Genomic DNA, 20,830 nt, shown 5'->3' with positions numbered 1-20,830 from the left:
GGACGGAGGTTCAACAATGAAAAAAAGAAGAAGAATTTCGCATTCAATATTGGTTGTGTTTAGCCTTTTAACTATATTTCTATTAAATTCATTCACGGTCAAGGCTGACTCACCGTTTGACACCTTTAGTGTCGATGGTTTTGGACGAACGATCTATACTCAACCAGCCTATGAACCCGAAGGAGTCATAGCTCGGGACATCTATATGGTTGATGAAAATGGAGAAAAAATCTATTCACCTTTAAATAAGCCCCAGGATTTATTTATCGATCATCAGGATGAAATATATATCGCAGATACGGGGAATAATCGCATTGTTCATTTGGACAAGAGCGGGAAATTTGTCCGAGCCCTTACGGTTCCAGAAAGCCCCTTGAAAGAGCCTTCAGGCGTTTTTATTACCGATAATGGAGATATCTATATTGCAGATACAGGGAATAAGAGGGTTATTCACTTAAATAACGAAGGGAAAATGATTCAGGAGTTTTTACGCCCGGAATCAAAATATATTAATAAGAAGTTTGTCTATGAGCCTATTAATATGATTGTTGATAGACGCGGATTCGTTTATGTCGTTTCGCGAGGAACTTTCCAAGGGATTATTCAATTTTATCCTGATGGAGGCTTTTATGGCTTTTATGGTACCAACCTATCGGAAGTTTCACTCATGGACAGAATTCGAAAAATATTTTATACAAAAGAACAGTTAGCAAGACAGGTCCGATTACTTCCAAGTCCAATCCGCAACGTCGATATTGATAAAAACGGATATATATATACCGTTTCTAAGGATAAGTCAGAGGAAATAAAAAAATTAAATGTTCGCGGTGAGAATCAATGGAAGGAATTTTCTTTTAGTAAAAATGTAAATGTAAGCTTTTTGCGTGAAGATTCCACTGTGAAAAAAGAAGGGCAGGCCGGAGTAAGTACAGATCTTACGGATGTCACTGTTGATGAAAATGGGATTGTCACCGTTGCGGATAAGGCCAATGCTTTAGTGACACAATTCAACCAAAACGGAGAATTACTCTTTTTTTGGGGCGCTCCTAGTACTTCTGGGAAAGCTCAAATGGGAGTTAATCAAAGTCCGGTTGCCTTAGATACAAACTCTGAAAACAAAATATTCATTCTCGATGATTCATTAAATCTTGTCCAAGTTCTTGAACCAACTCAATTTGGAAAAACTGTTCAAGACGCATATATCCTGACACAGCAAGGGAAATACGTAGAAAGTGAGAAATATTGGAGTGAAATTGTCAGGCAAAACGCTCTGTTCACTCCTGCTTATACCGGCCTTGCACGAGCTGCTTTTTATCGTGAGGATTTTGAAGCGTCGAAAGAATTATATCGCCTTGCGGGGGATGACCAGGGGTACTCTGATTCCTTTTGGCAGCTTCGTTTAAATTGGTTCCAAAACAATTTTACGTATTTAGCCAATGCTTTTGTTGTCATTGGACTGACATCCATTGCAGGCGTACAATTTCGACGCAGAAGTAAAAGAAAAAATCTGTCAGAGTTTTCCTTACTTAAGAAACTAGTATGGATGAAAGAAATCAAGCTTCTTGAACAGTTAAAACATGCATTCTATATTCTTAGACATCCATTGGATGGCTTTGCCGATATTCGATACAGGAACAAGGGAGGATATACCAGCGCCATCGTCATCCTGTTTCTGGTAATATCCATGGTTCTTGTTAGAATGTACTTTACCAGTTTCACGTTCCAACCAGTGGCTGTTGGCAGTATAAATATTGGTTCGATTTTGACTGTTTCCACTACGGTATGGGTATCTTGGGTCATTTGTCATTATTTAATTGGTTCCATCAAGCAGGGGCAAGCAAGGTTTAAAGATGTGTTTGTTGGCAGTGCTTATGCGCTATTCCCGGTATTTCTTCTTGGTGTGCCATTAGCAATACTGTCAAACATGATGTCATTAAATGAATCTTCTATCTACGGTTTTTTCAACATGCTGATGATTATTTGGAGTGCTGCCCTGTTTTTTTGGATGATTCAGGCGCTGCAAAATTATTCAGTCGGCGAAACGATTATTAATAGTTTACTATCCTTGTTTTCTATGATTATGTTATGGGTTTTAGTTTTTATCGTGATTGGTCTTTCCTCAGAGACCATTGACTTTTTCTTAACCCTTTATCGGGAGGTGACGATGTGATGAGAAAGAGGAAATCCATAGTAATTTTGATGCTGACGGTCCTTCTTACATGCTGGGTAATCCCTGCGTTTGCTGCGAATGATGGAAAGCAAGCGAATAAGCCAACCATAAAAATAGGATTAACAAAACAAAAATCTTCAAAGAACAATCAATCGAACACACTGCCAGATGAAAATACCTTTCAAGATGTAGCGGAAAATGATGGATTTGTTCTGAAAGCGGATTCGAAAACAGGTCATTTTATCGTTATCAATAAAGAGACTAATGCAGTATTGAGATCTTTCCCTAATCCAGATGGCTGGGAGCAAAAGGGAACGTCTAGTGCATGGAAAGCTCATCTCCGGTCACCAATCATGTTTTCCTATGTGGAAATGAATGTACGAAAAGACATGGTTAAAGAATCCAATCTTATCAGTCAAAATGGAGATGTGGATTTCAAAAAGATTGAGAACGGATTTCAAATAACATATGATCTCCCAAAAGTTGGTTTTGTCATTCCCATACAAGTCCGTCTGGATAAGGATTTTGTAGAAACAACGGTTCTATCAGAAGATATTGTTGATGTTAAACAAAAGGGCAAGAATACGAAGGATCCAATGGCACGGCTTGTTTCACTTAGACTATTTCCTTTTCTTGGAGCTGAAACATCTGAAAAGGAAAATGGCTTTATCCTTCTGCCAGATGGCTCAGGCGTACTTGTAGACTTTAAAAAGAATCGCTCAAGTACATCTAATCTATATAGTGAACGAGTATATGGCGAGGATATGGCTTTTGCGGCTAATTCGAATCTTTCTTCAAGTCTTCCAATAAGGATGCCGGTGTTTGGTATCGTGGCGGGTGACCAAGCAACATTGGGAGTTATTCATAAAGGTGAAGCGTATTCGAGTATTGTATCAGCGCCCTCACAGTCAATGAGCCAATATAATTGGGCAACCGGTGAACATTTATTTCGTTTTAAAGTTTTTCAGCCTACGAATAAGAAGCAGACTGAAGGCTTTTTCACCTACACAGAAGACCTTCAACGAACAAAGCGGGTTATCCGTTACTATATGATGACAAAGGAAAATCCGGATTATGTGGATTTGGCTGAACGATATCGGGAATATTTAATCAAAGAGCACGGCTTTAATCGTAAAAATTCCGATAAAAAGAATATTGATTTGCAATTAAATATTCTGGGCGGCGGAACAAAAAATGGTTTTATTAGAGATTCATTCTTGCCTTTGACTACAACTGATGAGGCAACACAGATTGTTAAAGAACTAAGCAGTCTAGGGATTAATGATATGTCTATTACCTATCATGGCTGGCAAAATGGCGGCTATGGAAAATATGGGGGGCACTTTCCAGTAGACGGAGATTTAGGCGGAAACAGGGGGCTGAAGAGCTTTGTAGATTTCGCACATTCAAAAGGAATGTCAGTTTACTTAGATGCCAGTTCCTATACCTTTAACAATACTGGAAAAGATGGTTTTCGACAAAGCCGAGATGGACTGCGTGACCTGGGATCATCAATCATAAAATTTAAAAGATCCGGGATTGAAACAACGTTTGTTAGTCCGCGCTTTATGAAAGATGTCATTTTAAAAGATTTGGAGAAAGTAAAGGAATTAGGGGTTGACGGTTATTTATATGGATCCGGCATTGGTGCTATGCTTGCGACTGATTTCAATGACCGCCATTTCGCTTCAAGGCACGAAGCAAAAGAGATTCAGCAAGATATTTTTGAGAAAACAAAGGAAGTGCTTGGTGATGTTCGAGTAACATCTGGCAACTTATATGCGATAAATAATAGCAGTCATATTGATCAAATGGATCATGACTATTCCTTTGGCTTATTTGTAGATAGGGTCGTACCGTTTGAACAAATCGCGCTACATGGCTTAGTAGGCTACTCCTTTGATTACGGTAATATGAGTGGGAATGTAAAGGAATCCTTTTTAAAGGGAATTGAATACGGAGCTTATCCTTCATTTCTAGTAACCTATGAACAATCGGATAAATTATTGGAATCTAGGTCTATGCGCAGGTTTTATAGTACGAATTTTAAAGATTGGGAAAAAGAGATTGTCGAGCAATATCAACAATATAATGATGCCCTTAGTGATGTTCAGGACCAGTTTATTACGGATCACCGCATGATCGCTGATGGAGTGTTTGAAACAATCTATGAAAATGGTAAACGCATTTTCGTCAATTACAATCTAGATCCTTTCACGATCGAGGGAATTGAAATAGGTGCTGAGGATTTCATTGTACTGGAAGGAGGGGAATAAATTGCAAGGAAGACGAAGGTTAAGTGCAAAGGTTTCCCGTAACCTTGAAGGGAGTTTATTTATAGCTCCCTGGTTATTGGGATTTATGATATTTCTAGCATTTCCACTTGGATTTTCCCTTTATATGAGCTTCCACAAGGTGAAAGTTCTGCCTGAAGGTATGGAATACGACTTTAATGGAATTGCTTATTATCGGGAAATCTTGTTTAACAGCTCTGCCTTTTATGATGAGTTAATTCCCTATTTTCAAGAAGTCGTCATCATGGTACCGATTATTTTGATCTTTTCACTGCTAATAGCAATTTTATTAAATCAAAATCTACGAGGACGTTTTTTGTTTCGGGCAATTTTCTTTCTTCCAGTCATTTTTACAACTGGATATCTATTAACAGAGTTTGTTAATCAGGGAGAAGGAAGCTTAGGGTTTTTAGAGCGTTTTTCCATTGGTGCGTATTTAGATACTTTCCTGGGTGACAGTTCATGGGCGCAGCCAGTTAAAACATTATTGAATCGCTTTGTACTAGTTTTATGGTATTCTGGTGTACAAATCTTGATTTTCTTGGCGGGTCGTCAGACAATTCCCACTTCGGCTTATGAATCTGCAAGAATAGACGGTGCTTCACCATGGGAGGTTTTTTGGAAAATAACATTGCCAGCCATGACTCCGTTTATCTTTTTGAATTTAATTTATACCGTTGTCGACATGTTTACTTTCCCATTCAATCCGATCATTGATTTAATAGGTACCGGGAATTATGGATATAGCAGTGCACTTGCATGGATCTATTTCCTTATCATTATTGTATTTTTGTTCATCGTCATGATGATATTTATGCGATTGAACAGAGGTCAGAAATTATCAAAAGGTTAAGGAGGGAAGATCATGAATGCTAATGCTGAAATAAAAAAAGCCGCCAATAGAGTAAAGTACAATCCGTTACTTACACGAAGTTTAAAATCCGTTAAATATACGGTTCTTGGAAGAGAAATCAATGAGGGCCTTCTTTTCAAGACCATCTTATACACGATTTTTATCGCAACTTCCTATATCTATCTTAACCCCATTTTGAAAATGCTGGTTAACATGGTGATGAGTACAGAGGATCTCATTGACCCTACGGTTACTTGGATTCCAACGGAGTTTTATTTAGGTCATATACAAAGAGCGTGGGAGATGCTTGATTATACAAAATCCTTTTTAATCAGCTTTATCGTTGCATTAAGTGCAGCAGTTTTCCATTGTATTTCAACTGGCTTGGCTGGATATGCTTTGGCTCGATTGGATTTTCCGTTTAAAAAACTTGTTTTTGGGCTATTGTTATTGGCCTTTATTATCCCGCCGCAAGTTATTGTTTTGCCGACAATTGTTGCATTTCGAAATTTAGGGCTGGACAATTCCATTCTTACTTTGATTATCCCATCAATATTTGGTTTTGGGGTAAAAGGGGCATTATTCGTCATTATTTTCCGCCAATTCTTTCTTACTCAGCCAAAGGAGCTCGAAGAAGCGGCCAAAATTGACGGGGCAACAGCGATTAAGTTTTATTTAAAGGTTATGCTGCCACTAGCAAAACCCGCAATTTTAGTTGTGTTTCTTTTTTCATTTGTATGGACGTGGAATGATACTTATTTTCCACAAATGTTTTTATCAGATGCAAAAAGTTTACCTTTGGCTAGTGAATTGCTTCAGATGGACCGAGTTATAACAAGTTATATTGAGAACCAGAAAATTACATCATTTGAAGCTGGAGCGATTAAAATGGCAGCAAGCTTCCTTACAATTTTGCCGCCATTACTGATTTTCATGGCTTTCCAGCGTCATTTCGTAGAAGGGGTAGAACGTACAGGTCTAGTAGAATAATCATAGGTCTATCATTCTGTGATTCATAAGACGAGAAAAGTGAAATTTATATGAAAAGATTTATTATTAGAGGAGGAAAAAATGAAAAAGTTAAAGGTTGGCGTAGTTGGAGCAGGATCGTTATCAGAAGCACATCTGGAGGCATATAAAAATAATCCTGATGTGGAATTAGCCGCTATATGTGATTTGGTGGAAGAACGTGCTGCGGAAAAAGCAAAAAAATATTCGATTTCGGATGTATACACAGATTATCAGGAAATGCTAAAAGATCCGGAGCTGGACGCCATTAGTGTGGTTACTTGGAATAATACTCATAAGGAAATTTCCATCGCTGCATTAGATGCGGGAAAGCATGTATTATGTGAGAAACCATTATGTATTAATTATGATGAGGCACTGGAAATCAAAGCTGCAACAGAACGAAACAATAAACAATTTATGATTGGCTATGTCCGTCGTCATGCTTCTAGTATTACTGTTTTAAAAGAGTATATCGATAAAGGTTTATTAGGTGATATTTATTATGCGAAAGCGTCCAACTTAAGAAGACTGGGAAACCCAGGGGGCTGGTTTTCGGATAAATCCCGTTCCGGAGGAGGTCCATTAATTGATATTGGCGTCCATATCCTCGACCTCTTATGGTACTTAATGGGCCGGCCAAAGGTGAAGACCGTCAGTGCGAATACGTATAACAAGCTAGGTAACCGCACAAATATTCAAAACCTTTCCTTTTATAAAGCGGCTGATTACTCTCCGGATAATAATGTCGAGGATTTAGCTAATGCTTTAATTCGCTTTGAAAATGGTGCGTCTTTAATGGTTGATGTCAGCTTTACGCTTCATGCGAAACAGGATCAGTCGAGTGCTGTTATCTTTGGTGATAAAGGCGGTGCAGAAATTGATCCCAGCCTTGTCATTGTGCATGAGGAGAACAATACAATTCTGAATAGTACACCGCAAATTGATCACCCATGGTTTCACTTTTCTGATAGTTTTCAGAATGAAATTAATCACTTTGTCAATTGCTGTCTAACTGGTAAGCAGCCAATCGGCGGGATTGATGATGGCGTCGAAATGATGAAGATATTAACTGCTATTTACGAATCAGCTGCGAAAAAACAAGAAATCATATTTGATTAAAGGAAAATAGGCTGTACCCATAGGGTACAGCCTATTGTTTTAATTTACTTCTGATTTTAATTTACGATATTCTCCTGGTGTAACCCCGACGGCACTTTTAAATTTTCTTGTAAAATTCGGAACGTCGATATAGCCAACTTCCGAGACAATCTCCTTCACTGGCAGCTTCGTCTCTATTAATTGTTTCTTCACCTCATTAAGCCGTAATTCCCATACATATTGGGAAAAGGTAATACTTGTTTCTTCTTTTATAAAGCGGCTTAAATAGGAGGTAGAAAGGTTAAATGTATTGGCTACATTCTCTAAGCTTAAATCATATTGATTATAATGCTGGGCGATATATTTAAAAATATTGGATTGCAGCTCGTATTTTTGATTTTCTTTGTTTTTATTTATTTCGAGACAGATTTCGTCGGTAAATACTGCAAGTTTCTCCTCTAACTGGTCTAGTGCTTCAATTTCAGTTAAGTAATATAGTTTTTCAAGATTAAAGTGTATGTCTGTTTCCGTAACTGTTTTAAAAATGGTATTAATTATATCGTATTTCATGTGCTTAAATAACAGTATCGAAGATTGATTTTGCTTTAACCAAGCAAAAAGAGCTTTCGTCGATTCTTTCGCTATTTCAGCGTTACCTTGTTTATAGCTGTGCGATAATTTAAGCAGTTGCTCTTTTGGCAGCCAAAGGGATTCTTGGGATCCTTTGAGATGCAGGAAGGAGGTAATCCCTTGTTTTTCATTCAGCTTACCGCTTTCATGTGCCGCCGATGCCTCAATAAACGAACGATTTATTTGTTCTTTCCCTTTATAAGTTTCTCCGACTCCGATGATGATGGAAGGTTCAAGCTCCAATAGCAATAGTTCAAACCGGTTTAAAAATTGCTGTTTTTCAGTTGGGTTATCCGTTTTACGATTCACTATAAATGTGAGCAGATTTTCATTAATTAATTCCACTTCATACACCTTTGTATCGGCCAGCAGCTGGTTGGTCCTAAACTCTAATTCTTCTAAATTAATTTCGCTTAAATGTAACTGAGGGAAGGAAGCCGTCATCACAAAAAAATAAGAATCATCAAAGTTGAAATCAAAGGATTCGAACAATTCCTTTGCATGTTCCACAGCCTTCATCTGACCTTGGAGAAGCATGATCAGACATTGATCGCGGATTAATGGTTCCTGTTTGGCAAATCTATCATTTAAATACTCATGGCTGTTAAAGACATTCTCGATGGACATTTGCAGGCTGGCTAATTCATTCTTATTTGTTACTTGATAGTCAGTATCTTTTCTTTGAACAAATTCGATTAGTTTTTTAATTGGACCATATTGTCTAAGAGAAATATAGAATGAAACAATAGAAGTCACAATGAAGATGAAGAATAGCACCATGAATATAAATGTTTTAAACTCTGAAACCTTGCTGAAAAACTGTTCCGTCGGAATAACGGTAACAAATGACCAATTGCTCGTTTCGGATTTGACTTTCGATATCGAGTAATTTACGTTATTGATTTTTACTTCACTGATGCCGGATTTGTCATTAACGATTTCAATAAAATCAGCTGCTTCTACACTTGAAACTTTGTTATTGGAGTACGTCCCGATGACCTCGTCCATTTGGTTGAAAATAAATACATCCCCTTGGAAGCTGCCGAGCGTGTTTTGAATTAACTCTTTAAAAAACGATTCATCCAATTGTAATGTGATTAATCCATAAGAATGTTCGGAACCAGAGGTAAGCGGATACAAAAATACGGGATGATTATAAAATAGCTTCAGGCTGGTAGAGACATATGGTGAGTTTACTTTCATGATCTCATCCATTAGAATATCCTGGTTTGAGTGTTGTAAATCCATCCGGTTTCTCAGGAAAGTATCTCTAGACATTAATCCCTTAGAAGAATAAATTAAAGATTGATTGTGATAAATTAGATATAAATCCGTAATAATCGAACCAGTTTCTTTATACTTGGTCAATAGTCTGATTGCATCTGATTGAAACTCAATTTTACTAATCATAAAAGATGTTAATTTAGGATCATAGGAGATGAGTGTTGCTGTCTTTTCCAGTTCTTTTAAACGATTATCTGTTAAATTTTTAATGTTATTTAAATTATTCATATTTGAAAGTTCAATTTCTTCTCTTAAACTGTTGACAGAGTTTTGATAAAGAATGAATGCCATCGTTGAAAATGGAATGAGGAAAATTAGCATATAGGAAAGTATATATTTGAGCTGCAATCTAGATGGAATCTTGAACACCAAACATTCACCTTCCTTTCTCAAAAATATGATACTCTCATTATAAAGAATATTTTAAGTAAAAAGGGCAGGAAAACTAAAAATATATATAAAAAAAATAGAAAAATTTTAATTATTTTGGCAAAAGGGGATAAATCTATCAATTTATGTATTATTCTATAGAGTAATTACTTTGAAATTTAAGTGCTTCTGATTATTTTAATTATGAAAGGGTTTACATGATGAAAAAACGATTTTTGGTATTTTTGAGCTTTTTCTTACTATTAGGTGCCTTATCAGCCTGCACTTTTCGAAACGTACAAGATCAAAAGAACGAGACGGCTTCAAAGCAAAAAGTAGAAATCAATAAAAAGGGATTCCCGATTGTTGATGAGAAAATCACGCTAACGATGTTTGCTCCCAATGTCGGGGTCGCAAAATGGGAGAACATGAAATATTTCAAAGAGATGGAAAGAAAAACGAATATTCATTTTATCTTTAATACACCTCCCACTGATATTTTTACAACTAGGAAAAAACTCCTGTTTGCAAGCAATGAACTTCCAGATATTTTTTATGCATCATCTTTAACTAACAGTGAAATTACAAGATACAGCAACCAAGGATTGTTAGTTCCGCTGGAAGGTTTAATTGAACAATACGCACCAAATATCCAAAAAATGTTTGAAGAACACCCGGATATAAAAAAATCGATTACCGCTTTAGATGGTCATATTTATGCACTACCATCCGTTGACCGCTCCCTGCGATGGTATCGAAGTCCGCTCTGGTACAATGGTTCGTTTCTAAAAACTTTAAATGTAACCAAACTCCCCGAGACGACAGATGAATTGTATGAATTATTAAATAGAATGAAAAATGAAGATCCCAATGGGAATGGGGAAAAGGATGAAATCCCTTTAACGGCTGCGAAACTGGAGGAAATCAACCAATGGTTTATGGGGTTCTTTGGCATTGTTTCGACCAATCATGGAGTATATAACGGTCAAGTCAAGTATGGAGCGATTCAGCCGGAGTATAAAGCCTATTTAGAATTTATGCAGCGATTATGGAAAGAGGGCATTCTCGATTATCAAACCTTCTCGCAATCTCATGAGCAAAAATATGCAAAAGGTTATAATAATCGAGTCGGTCTGTACGCGAGCTGGGGACCGGGAGCTTTTTTGGGAATGTCTGATAACTTAGAAAATCCCATGATGCAACCTGTAAAAGGCCCTAATGTCGCAAAACCGATTATCCCAATCAGCAGTGGTCAAAGTGTCGGCCAGTTTGCGATTACGAAGTCCAATCCTTACCCCGAAGCGGCGATTCGCTGGATTGATTATTCATACTCCCCTGAGGGTTCGATATTCCTGCACTCCTTAGATGAGGGAGACATATGGCAATGGGCAGATAATGAAAAAACGATTCGGAAATATATTTCTGGCCTGCCAACGAATCATCGCGGAACCTTAACACCGAATTATGGAATCAATGTACCGTATTGGAACCAAATCGAATATGCAAAATCGTTTAAAAATGAATTTTCGGAGTTCAATTACCGGGAAACCGAAACGAAAATCATTGCAAACGGTCAAGTCCCTTTTCCTGACGTATTTTTAAAACCGGAAGAATTGGAGCAAATTACTGGCATTGCAACTGTTTTAGATGATTATGTTGTACAAATGGAAGAAAAGTTTATCACTGGAGAAGAACCCCTTTCTAATTGGGATCTCTATGTCCAGACAATAAAGGACTTTGGTGTCGATCAATTGGTGGAAGTATATCAAACCGCTTATGATCGATTTGTAATTGCCCAATAATAACATATCATTCTTGTAAGCCCTTGCAGCCTCCTGTGGTGCATAAGACAAGTAAACAAATACTACATATTTACGTTCTTTTATAGTGAGTTGTAAGCTTGAGAAATATAGAGCGATTCTCCGTAAAAGGCTCTATGGATATTTATTATTAATCAAGGGTGGTTGATTATTTAATGAGAATTCTCTATTTAGATTTAGACTCACTGCGTCCTGATCACTTAGGCTGCTATGGATACCATCGCAATACTTCGCCGAATATTGATGAGATTGCAAAGGAAGGTGTGAGATTTACCAACTATTATTGTTCTGATGCTCCCTGTTTACCATCACGTTCTGCTTTAATGTCGGGGAAATTTGGTATACATAGCGGTGTAGTTGGTCATGGGGGAACTGCAGCTGATATGAGACGTGAAGGACCAAGCCGCGGTTTTGGCGATCGTTTAACACGAGAAAGTCTGCCAGGCTCACTGCGTCAGCTCGGATTTAAAACAGCTACTATTAGTACATTTGCTGAAAGACATTCTGCATGGACGTTCAATGCAGGTTTTAATGAAGTATTAAATATCGGCAGAGGCGGCGGAGAATCTGCTGAACACGTTCTTCCCGTTGCTCTTAAATGGCTGGAGGATAATGGGGATGCAGATAATTGGTTTTTACATTTGAACTTCTGGGATCCGCATACCCCATATCGAACACCTGAGGAATATGGCGATCCTTTTGCCAATGAACCGATGCCTGAATGGTTAACGGAAGAAGTCTTTAAGCTTCACCAACAGAAGGTGAATCAACACAGTATTGACCATATGAATGAACTCGCAAAGACACATTATTATAAATGGCCCCGACATGGCAAGCAGATTGCAGCCTACGATGATCTAAGAATGATAATTGACAATTATGATTGTGCCATCCGCTATATGGATGATCATGTCGGACAGGTTCTGCGGAAGTTAGAAGAATTAGGGGTTATGGAAGATACAGCGATCCTGATTAGCGCCGATCATGGGGAAAATATGGGTGAGTTAGGCATTTACTCTGAGCATGGAACAGCTGACCAAGGAACATGTCATATTCCAATGATTATCCGCTGGCCTAATGGTTTAAAGGGAACTGTCGATGAGGGACTGCATTATCATCTTGATCTTGCCCCGACACTTGCCAGTTTGTTAGGGGGACAAAAAGCAAAATCCTGGGATGGGGAAAGCTATGCAGACAGTATTATAAATGGGAATCCAACAGGAAGAGATTATTTAGTGCTTTCGCAATGTGCTCATGTATGCCAGCGAAGTGTTCGATTTGGTGACTGGTTATATATTCGATCGTATCATGATGGGCACAACGGTTTTCCAAAAGAAATGCTGTTTAATTTAACTGAAGATCCCTATGAACAAGTTAATCTTGCCGAGGAAAGGCGCGATATTTGTAAGGAAGCGGTTTATTTCCTTAATGAGTGGCATGATGAGATGATGTCGTCGATGGATTTTGATGTGGATCCATTATGGACAGTTATGAACGAGGGTGGGCCATTGCACGCAAAGGAATTTAAAAAATAAGCTGTGTTAAACATGGCTGTTGATCGTTACTAAGGCCCTGATTGCTTGTCAGGGTTTTCCCATTCATTTGAATGAAGGGAGAGGAACTTGGTATTTGTTAGGGTGGTAAAAAGGGATTAAGAAATGGAGGATTTTTTAGGTGGGTTATTTAGAATTGGAACTACTGGAAGATGAGTATTGGTGGGGAGGGGCAGTATCTGATGGAGTTTTGATGCCGTTTGGAGAAGCAGAGATAAAAAGAAATCTGAATCCGATAGTTACCCCCAATCAAGCCAATCCAGTGTTAGTTTCCAATAAAGGAAGATATATTTGGTCTGAAAAGCCGTTTGATTTCAAAGTAAAAAATGGATATTTATGGATTGAACATGTTGGGAAGATTGAGCAGGGAGAGGGTTATGGAACTTTAAGGGAGGCATACAAAGCTGTACAAGCGAGGTTTTTCCCTCCTTCAGGGGAGCATCCTGATCTAGATATGTTTTTAACCCCTCAATACAATACATGGATTGAGCTTATGTATGATCAGCAAGAGGAGAAGATCCTTGAATATGCAAAGGCGATTATTGCCAATGACATGCCTCCTGGAATCTTTATGATTGATGATAATTGGCAGGAAGATTATGGGACTTGGGATTTTCACCCAGGCAGATTTCAAAATCCGAAGGAGATGGTCCAAAAACTGCATGATTTAGGCTTTAAAGTGATGCTGTGGACTTGTCCTTTTATTAGTCCAGATAGTGCGAATTATCGTGATCTAGTAAAAAAGGATTTTTTAATTAAGAATCGTGATGGAAGCCCAGCTATTCGAGAGTGGTGGAATGGATATAGTGCGGTCTTAGATTTAACGAATTCGGAAGCGGTTGCCTGGTATCAAGCACAGCTTGATTCTTTAATAAATGAATACAATGTTGATGGTTTTAAGTTTGATGCCGGTGATCCTGTGTACTATCGTGATGATGACCAATGTGCCAAGCCGATTCTTGCCAATGAGCAGGCAGAATGCTTTGCAAAAATGGGAAAGAGATATTCTTTAAATGAATTTCGTGCTTGTTGGAAAATGGCGGGGGAAGCAATTGGTCAACGATTATGTGATAAATTTCATAGCTGGGATACTTCTGGGTTAGGCTCTCTCATACCAAATGGCTTGGCTCAAGGCTTGATGGGATATGCGTTTACTTGTCCTGACATGATTGGCGGAGGCGAGTATCAAAACTTTCTCACGAACGCAGATCATTTAGACCAGGAATTATTTGTTCGCAATGCCCAATGTTCAGCACTATTTCCGATGATGCAATTTTCGGCGGCACCCTGGCGTGTATTATCGAAAGAAAATAATCAATTATGTATAGAAATGGCCCAATTGCATGCTCAGTTTGGTGAAGAGATCGTTCAGCTTGCAAAGCAAGCAGCCACAACGGGAGAACCGATTATTAGACATATGGAATACTCCTTTCCTCATCAAGGGTTTTTAAAAACAGTTGATCAGTTTATGTTAGGCGATGATGTTTTAGTAGCTCCAGTAATAGTGAAGGGCTTATACGAAAAAACGATCCGTTTCCCTGCGGGTACATGGCAAGGGGATGATGGCAGTATCGTAGAAGGTCCATGTACAAAAACCGTAAATGCACCTTTATCAAGATTGCCGTGGTATAGAAAAAAATAAAGAATTTGTAAATGGCTTTTTTACGGATTTTTATACCATTTTTTTGTATGAAACAACATACTTTACAAGAATTACACATCATTTTTCAATGCCTTTCTGCCTGCGTGGCTGCTTAAGACAACGACGACAAATCTCACATATTTACGTTTGATTCTCAGCAACTGTAAGCTAAAGGAAATATCTTAGTACAAAAAGAATTTTGGGAGGTATTTTAATTGATTAATAGAAATGACTGGGAAAACAATGCTGTTCTGCAACGAGGAAGATTGTCTGAACAGGCATACTTTCTATCGTTTTCCGACGATCATTCTGCTCTAACGTATGAAAGAGGTAATTACCAAGGAGGCAGGAAGGGAATTAAGTATTTCAGCAGTATAGGAGACAAATTTTCAAAAAAGAGGTGGGAGACCTATGAGTAAAGTAAGAGTTGGATTTGTCGGAGCGGGCGGAATTGCAAATGTCCACCTGCAGCATATCAGTAAAAATGAACTGGCCGAGGTTACGGCAATTTGTGACATTCATGAAGAAACAGTGCTTCAAAAAGTGAAGGAATATGGCGGTGCTGCTTACAAGAATGTGGATGAGATGCTCGAAAAAGAACCGCTAGATGCCTTATTTATTTCCGTGCCGCCATTTGCCCACGGAGAGATTGAAGAAAAAGCGGCGAAAAAAGGGATTCACTTAATGGTGGAAAAACCATTGGGTCTTGACTATCAAACCGTAGCAAAAAAAGCAGAGGTAATTAACCAATCAGGAATTATCAATGGGGTAGGCTATTGCTTGCGTCACTGGGAAACGGTCGCCAAGGCAAAGGAATATTTGAAGGATAAAAAACCAGCCATGATTCGAGGTTATTATTTATCATCGTTTGTTCCGACCCCTTGGTATATCGAATGGGAGAAATCCGGCGGACAGCTTGTGGAGCAATCGACGCATATCGTTGATTTGGCAAGATATTTAGGTGGCGAGATTGAACAAGTCTATGCCAATATGAGCCTGCAGGTTCATCGAGATGTACCCAATATCAATATTCCTGATGTGACCTCTTTAAATTTCGTGTATGACTCTGGGGCGCTTGGGCATATCGACAGTACTTTTGCTCAGTTTGACCATCGAATGGGGATTGAATTATTTGGGGAAGATTTTCGTGTTGTTATCGATGGGGGGAGTTTGACCATCCTTGAAAAAGGGGCCGCTGCTTTAAACTTCAAGTCAGAATTGGATGTTTATGGGGTCCAAGACCGCTTATTTATTGAGGCAATCATTAAAAGCGACCAAAATTTAATTTTATCCTCATACGAGGACGGCTTAAAGACACTTGCTGTAACATTAGCCGCTAATGAGTCATATGAAACAGGTCTGCCGGTGAAAATGGCTGATTTTGGAAAGCTGGCTATTAAATAAGGAGCATGAAGGCAGTAATTAGAAACTAGTAAAATCATTTTATGGAGGTTATATCAAATGAAGCTTGGTATCAGTTCATATAGCTTACAAGGTGCAATTAGTTCAAAAGAAATGAGTATTTTAGATGTCGTTCAATGGGTTGCAGACCAAGGCGGAGAACATGTTGAGATTGTTCCAATGGGTTTTAGTTTGACTGAGGATCTGTCATTGGCGGATGCCATTCGCCAAAAAGCAGAAGAAGCCGGTATTGAAATCTCTAACTATGCTATCGGGGCAAACTTCTTAACGGATGATTTTGAAAACGAAATTGAACGTGTGAAAAAAGAAGTCGATGCCGCTCATCGTCTTGGGGTAAAGCTGATGAGACATGACGTTGCTTGGAAGTCACCAGCCGAAATTTCGATTCGTGATTTTGAACAGGATCTGCCAAAAATGGCTGAGGCCTGCAGAATCATCGCTGATTATGCTGCACAATTTGATATTGTGACAAGTGTTGAGAATCACGGTTACTATGTTCAAGCAAGTGATCGCGTGCAGCGTCTGATTCATGCGGTTGATAAGGAAAACTTTAAGACCACGTTAGATACGGGGAATTTCCTTTGCGTTGATGAAGATCCAGTAGCGGCAGTAAAGAAAAATATCTCATACGCATCCATGGTTCATGTTAAAGATTTCTATCAAAGATCGTCTTCGCTTGGCCTGGGCGAAGGCTGGTTCCCATCAAGCTCCGGCAAGTATTTAAGAGGTGCAATCACAGGGCACGGAGATATCAATTTGCCGGAAATCTTAAAGGTTATCAAACAATCAGGCTATGACGGCTATATTTCAATCGAATTTGAAGGAATAGAAGAATGCAAAAAAGCCGCAAAAATCAGCTTAGACAATGTAAAAGCCATTTGGGAAGCGGTTTAAATCAGATTTTAGATTCATAGTGCCCGAAATCGGGTAGAAGTTAGGGTTTCGGTCACTATAAAAGGTTCATAGTGCCCAAAATCGAAAAAAAAAGTCTAATTAATAGATTGATTTAGGAGGATGGGAACGATGGGTAAATTAAAAATTGGTGTAGTTGGGGCCGGTTCGATTTCAGATTTACATTTTCAGTCTTATGCAAAAAATGAAAAGGTTGAAATCCATGCCATTTGTGATTTGAATGAAGAAAGGGCAGAGGAAAAAAAGAAAAAATACAATGCCGAAGTCATTTATACAAACTATGAAGACTTACTGAAGAACCCGCAAATTGACGCTGTCAGTATTTGCACATGGAATAATTCTCATGCTGAAATTGCGATTGCGGCTTTGAATGCAGGCAAGCATGTTTTAGTTGAAAAACCATTATGTAAGACTGTTGAGGAAGCATTAAGGGTAGAAGAGGCGGTAAAGAAAAGTGGAAAAGTCCTTCAGGTAGGCTTTGTCCGCCGATTTGGAACCAATACGAAGGTTTTAAAATCTTTTATTGATTCTGGGGATCTAGGTGAAATTTATTATGCAAAAGCTTCAATTTTGAGACGTTTAGGAAACCCTGGCGGCTGGTTTGCTGACAAGGAAAGATCAGGCGGCGGACCGCTTATCGATATAGGGGTTCATATCATTGATTTATGCTGGTATTTGATGGGGAAACCAAAGGTGAAATCCATTAGTGGAAACACTTATTCGAAGCTTGGAAACCGAGCAAATATTAAAAACCTTTCTTTCTATCAAGCAGCGGATTATGATCCTAGCATTAATAAAGTAGAAGATCTCGCCAATGCCCTGATTCGTTTTGAAAATGGCGCTTCCTTAATAATCGATGTCAGTTTTACCCTTCACCTTAAGAAGGATGAAACGTCTATTAAGATTTTTGGCGATAAAGGTGGAGCAGAAATTGAACCTGAACTCGTTATTGTAACAGAAAAAAATAATACGATTTTAAATGCCCAGCCGCAAATTGATTCGCTGTCCTTTGATTTCAACCAAGCTTTCCAAAATGAAATTAACCATTTTGTTATGTGCTGCCAAGGGGAAGAACAAACCATCAGCCCAGTGGAAGATGGTGTGGAATTGATGAAAATATTATGCGGCATCTATGAGTCTAGTGAAACAGGTAAGGAAATCTCCTTTGAACAATCCAAAGTAACCATTTAAAATTTTTATTTATTATCAAGAAATAGGCTGTTTTTATGGAAAAATCCATTAAACAGTCTATTTTTCATTTATTTCATGGGTTACAAGGAATTGACATTATTTTAATTATTTCATATTGTTAAAAATATATTTGTTTGAAAGCGCTCTCGTTTCTATCTTTTTTCTGAAAAAAATTTTTACGTAAGGAGGCCATCTATTTTGTTAGGTTTAAGAAGGATACAATCACGATTATTATACAAATACATTATGTCGTATATGCTTATGTTTTTTATTCCATTATTAATTATGGGGGTAATTATCTATAATAATTCCGTTGTCAGCTTACGAGAAGGGATTGAACAATCGAATATTGACAAATTAAACCAAGTGAAAAATATGAACGATGAACGAATGGAGGAATTAGAAAAGCTTGCTTTAAGGATTTCCAATGATTATCGGTTAACGCCTTTTATGGTTAATGATGGTTTTTATGGAAAAGAAGCGATTGAGGAACTCAATAAATACAAAGCCAACAGTTCCATCATCAAGGAATTATTTCTTTATTATCGCGGAGACCATAATATTTACTCTGCAAACGGGGCGTATTCGGTAGAAACTTTTAATAAAATGTATCATTTTGATCATCCAGACGAAAAGTTGAAAGAACTGTTAGAAAGTAATCTGCAAGTCATCAACCCTGCAGCATCTGAAAGAGTCAATGATAAAAATGAAGAACGATTAATCACCTATTTGTATCCTGTTGCACGAAATACGCTCACTCCTTATGGCATGGTGATGTATTTCATCGAAGAATCGACGGTAACCAGTTTGATTAAGGATACTCTTGGTGATTTTCAAGGAAACGCCTACATATTTGATCAAAATAATCATGTCCTTACATCCAGTATCAATGATAAAAAATTAAATCAACACGACATAAAAAAACTCTCTAAAATAAAAAACGGTGTATCTAGTATCCAATTGCAAAGCAAAGAATACTCCGTTGTTTCCGTAAAATCTAGTGTAAGCGGCTGGACATTTGTCACCGTTATGCCAGCCGATCAGTTTTTTGGCAAGGTTGTCAATTTACAAAGATTTTTAATGATGATCCTTATTTCCGTTGTCCTCTCGGGTATTGGAGTTTCCATTCTTTTAGGCAGAAAGCAGTACCGGCCGATTCACAATCTTTTAGACTTTCTTAATAAGAACGAAAAGCCTGTCACAAACAGTGAGGGGATTAATGAACTTGATCGAATAAAAGTGACAATGGCCAGAGTGTTTAAGGATCATGAAAGTTTAAGTGAAAAGGTGGATACTCAAGCTCCTATAGTCAGAGATCAATATTTAATGAGGATGTTAAATGGCAGTTTAGTTGATGAGGAAGAGATTAATAAACTATTAGATTCGTTGAATCTTCCATTGAAAAAGGATTATTTTTTTGTGGCTATTGTTTCATTGAAAAATGAAATGCTCCAAAAAAGAGAGGAAATGATCCGTGCACTTTCCGTCTTATCCTTTAAAAAGACAATTTCCTATGGAGTAGAAATTGGTTTTAAAGACAGTATTGCCTTAATTGTCAGCTTAGAGGACCCACAGCAAGGAGAAGCAAAAAAGATTATTGAAGATACGGCACAATTAATTCAGGATCAATTAAGAGTTGATCCAATTATTTCCGTAGGGACATTGGTAAGAGAAAAAAGGAAAATAAACCGCTCGTTTATCGAGGCACTTGCTGCATTGGAATACCGGTTTATGAACGACCGAAGTGGTATAATTTATTTTGAAGACATTAGCAAGCAGCCTGAAAAGACAATTGGCTATCCAAAGGAAGAGCACATTAAATTTGTTCAAAGTTTAAAGCAAGGGGATCAGATTGTTGCCATTGAGACACTAAAACATATTTTTGAGGATGTAGTCAAAAAAGACCTCTCCGTCCAGATGGTTAAGTGTATTTGTTTTGATATTATTAATACCGTTTTAAAAGTGGCTGTAGAAATGGGGTTAGCGGATAAAACCTATGACATGAACAAAGTGGTCGATTTCAACTCTATTGGGGAGCTAGAAAGGCATTTACAACCACTGATTATCGATATTTGTCATGAGGTAAGCAGTAAAAATGAAAGAAATAACAGTCATCTTTGTAATGAAATTTTAGCACATATTCGGGAAAATTATGCTAAATATGATCTTAGTCTCGAAAGTATTGCCCGAAAATTTAAGCTTTCCACTTCTTATTTAAGCCGATTTTTGAAAGAACAAACAGGGGTAAACTTTACCCAATTTGTCTGGCATTTACGAATCGAGGAAGTAAAGAGGAAATTAACTGATACGGATGAAACGATTAAAGATATTGTCATCGAAACGGGTTATATAGATGTAGCCAATTTTACGAGGAAATTTAAAAAATCAGAAGGGGTTACACCGGGTCAATACCGATTGCTTTATGCACCCGATCGCAGCCAAATATAAACGACCGGAACAACACTTTAGAGGATGGCTATTTAAGCCATCCTCTATTAATTTTTTTAAGTAAAGATTTACATAGGAGGACAAAAAAGACATATTTGAATGTTAAAACAGCTAATGAAAGCGTTATTAAATC

14 protein-coding genes are annotated in these 20,830 nt (G+C 37.9%); 13 read left to right on the top strand and 1 reads right to left on the bottom strand.

Annotation, left to right across the window (positions count from 1 at the left end; translation table 11 throughout):
* Positions 1–16 precede the first annotated feature (16 nt).
* The 5 genes from AC2TFD_RS26565 (at position 17) to AC2TFD_RS26545 (ending at position 7,447) form a co-directional block, all read left to right on the top strand.
* Positions 17–2,170 (top strand): YIP1 family protein, encoded by a 2,154-nt coding sequence (locus tag AC2TFD_RS26565; RefSeq protein WP_484674268.1) that lies wholly within the window; start codon positions 17–19, stop codon positions 2,168–2,170.
* On the top strand, positions 2,170–4,446 hold the full coding sequence (locus AC2TFD_RS26560; RefSeq protein ID WP_484674267.1) for a DUF5696 domain-containing protein: 2,277 nt from the start codon (positions 2,170–2,172) through the stop codon (positions 4,444–4,446). The genes AC2TFD_RS26565 and AC2TFD_RS26560 overlap by 1 nt, the downstream gene beginning before the upstream one ends.
* Before the next feature lies 1 nt (position 4,447).
* A complete protein-coding gene (locus tag AC2TFD_RS26555; protein ID WP_335514852.1) occupies positions 4,448–5,317 on the top strand; it encodes a carbohydrate ABC transporter permease in 870 nt (289 codons plus the stop codon).
* A gap of 12 nt (positions 5,318–5,329) precedes the next feature.
* A complete protein-coding gene (locus AC2TFD_RS26550) occupies positions 5,330–6,307 on the top strand; it encodes a carbohydrate ABC transporter permease (RefSeq protein ID WP_484674266.1) in 978 nt (325 codons plus the stop codon).
* An 81-nt stretch (positions 6,308–6,388) separates the two neighbouring features.
* Positions 6,389–7,447 carry a Gfo/Idh/MocA family protein gene (locus tag AC2TFD_RS26545; RefSeq protein WP_484674265.1) on the top strand — a complete coding sequence of 353 codons (1,059 nt, stop codon included), beginning with the start codon at positions 6,389–6,391 and terminating at the stop codon, positions 7,445–7,447.
* Positions 7,448–7,486: 39 nt separating this feature from the next.
* On the opposite strand, the gene AC2TFD_RS26540 is transcribed toward AC2TFD_RS26545, so the two are convergent.
* Complete coding sequence (locus AC2TFD_RS26540; protein WP_484676366.1) at positions 7,487–9,709, bottom strand: helix-turn-helix domain-containing protein; 2,223 nt, start codon at positions 9,707–9,709, stop codon at positions 7,487–7,489.
* A 221-nt stretch (positions 9,710–9,930) separates the two neighbouring features.
* On the opposite strand from AC2TFD_RS26540, the gene AC2TFD_RS26535 reads away from it, so the two are divergent.
* The 8 genes from AC2TFD_RS26535 (at position 9,931) to AC2TFD_RS26500 (ending at position 20,697) form a co-directional block, all read left to right on the top strand.
* On the top strand, positions 9,931–11,511 hold the full coding sequence (locus tag AC2TFD_RS26535) for an extracellular solute-binding protein (RefSeq protein ID WP_484674264.1): 1,581 nt from the start codon (positions 9,931–9,933) through the stop codon (positions 11,509–11,511).
* Between the two features lie 173 nt (positions 11,512–11,684).
* Positions 11,685–13,064 carry a sulfatase family protein gene (locus tag AC2TFD_RS26530; protein WP_484674263.1) on the top strand — a complete coding sequence of 460 codons (1,380 nt, stop codon included), beginning with the start codon at positions 11,685–11,687 and terminating at the stop codon, positions 13,062–13,064.
* A gap of 139 nt (positions 13,065–13,203) precedes the next feature.
* Positions 13,204–14,724 (top strand): glycoside hydrolase family 31 protein, encoded by a 1,521-nt coding sequence (locus tag AC2TFD_RS26525; protein WP_484674262.1) that lies wholly within the window; start codon positions 13,204–13,206, stop codon positions 14,722–14,724.
* Between the two features lie 215 nt (positions 14,725–14,939).
* On the top strand, positions 14,940–15,143 hold the full coding sequence (locus AC2TFD_RS26520) for a hypothetical protein (protein ID WP_335509147.1): 204 nt from the start codon (positions 14,940–14,942) through the stop codon (positions 15,141–15,143).
* Positions 15,136–16,128, top strand: coding sequence for a Gfo/Idh/MocA family protein (locus tag AC2TFD_RS26515; protein ID WP_335509145.1), 993 nt, complete (start codon positions 15,136–15,138; stop codon positions 16,126–16,128). Before AC2TFD_RS26520 ends, AC2TFD_RS26515 begins: the two co-directional genes overlap by 8 nt.
* A gap of 57 nt (positions 16,129–16,185) precedes the next feature.
* A complete protein-coding gene (locus tag AC2TFD_RS26510) occupies positions 16,186–17,040 on the top strand; it encodes a sugar phosphate isomerase/epimerase family protein (RefSeq protein WP_335509143.1) in 855 nt (284 codons plus the stop codon).
* A gap of 129 nt (positions 17,041–17,169) precedes the next feature.
* Positions 17,170–18,249 carry a Gfo/Idh/MocA family protein gene (locus AC2TFD_RS26505; RefSeq protein WP_484674261.1) on the top strand — a complete coding sequence of 360 codons (1,080 nt, stop codon included), beginning with the start codon at positions 17,170–17,172 and terminating at the stop codon, positions 18,247–18,249.
* Positions 18,250–18,447: 198 nt separating this feature from the next.
* Positions 18,448–20,697 carry a helix-turn-helix domain-containing protein gene (locus AC2TFD_RS26500; RefSeq protein ID WP_484674260.1) on the top strand — a complete coding sequence of 750 codons (2,250 nt, stop codon included), beginning with the start codon at positions 18,448–18,450 and terminating at the stop codon, positions 20,695–20,697.
* The last annotated feature ends 133 nt before the right edge of the window (positions 20,698–20,830 follow it).

The organism is Neobacillus sp. plas4 (genome assembly GCF_057221695.1).
This window is presented reverse-complemented; position numbering and strand designations above follow the sequence as displayed.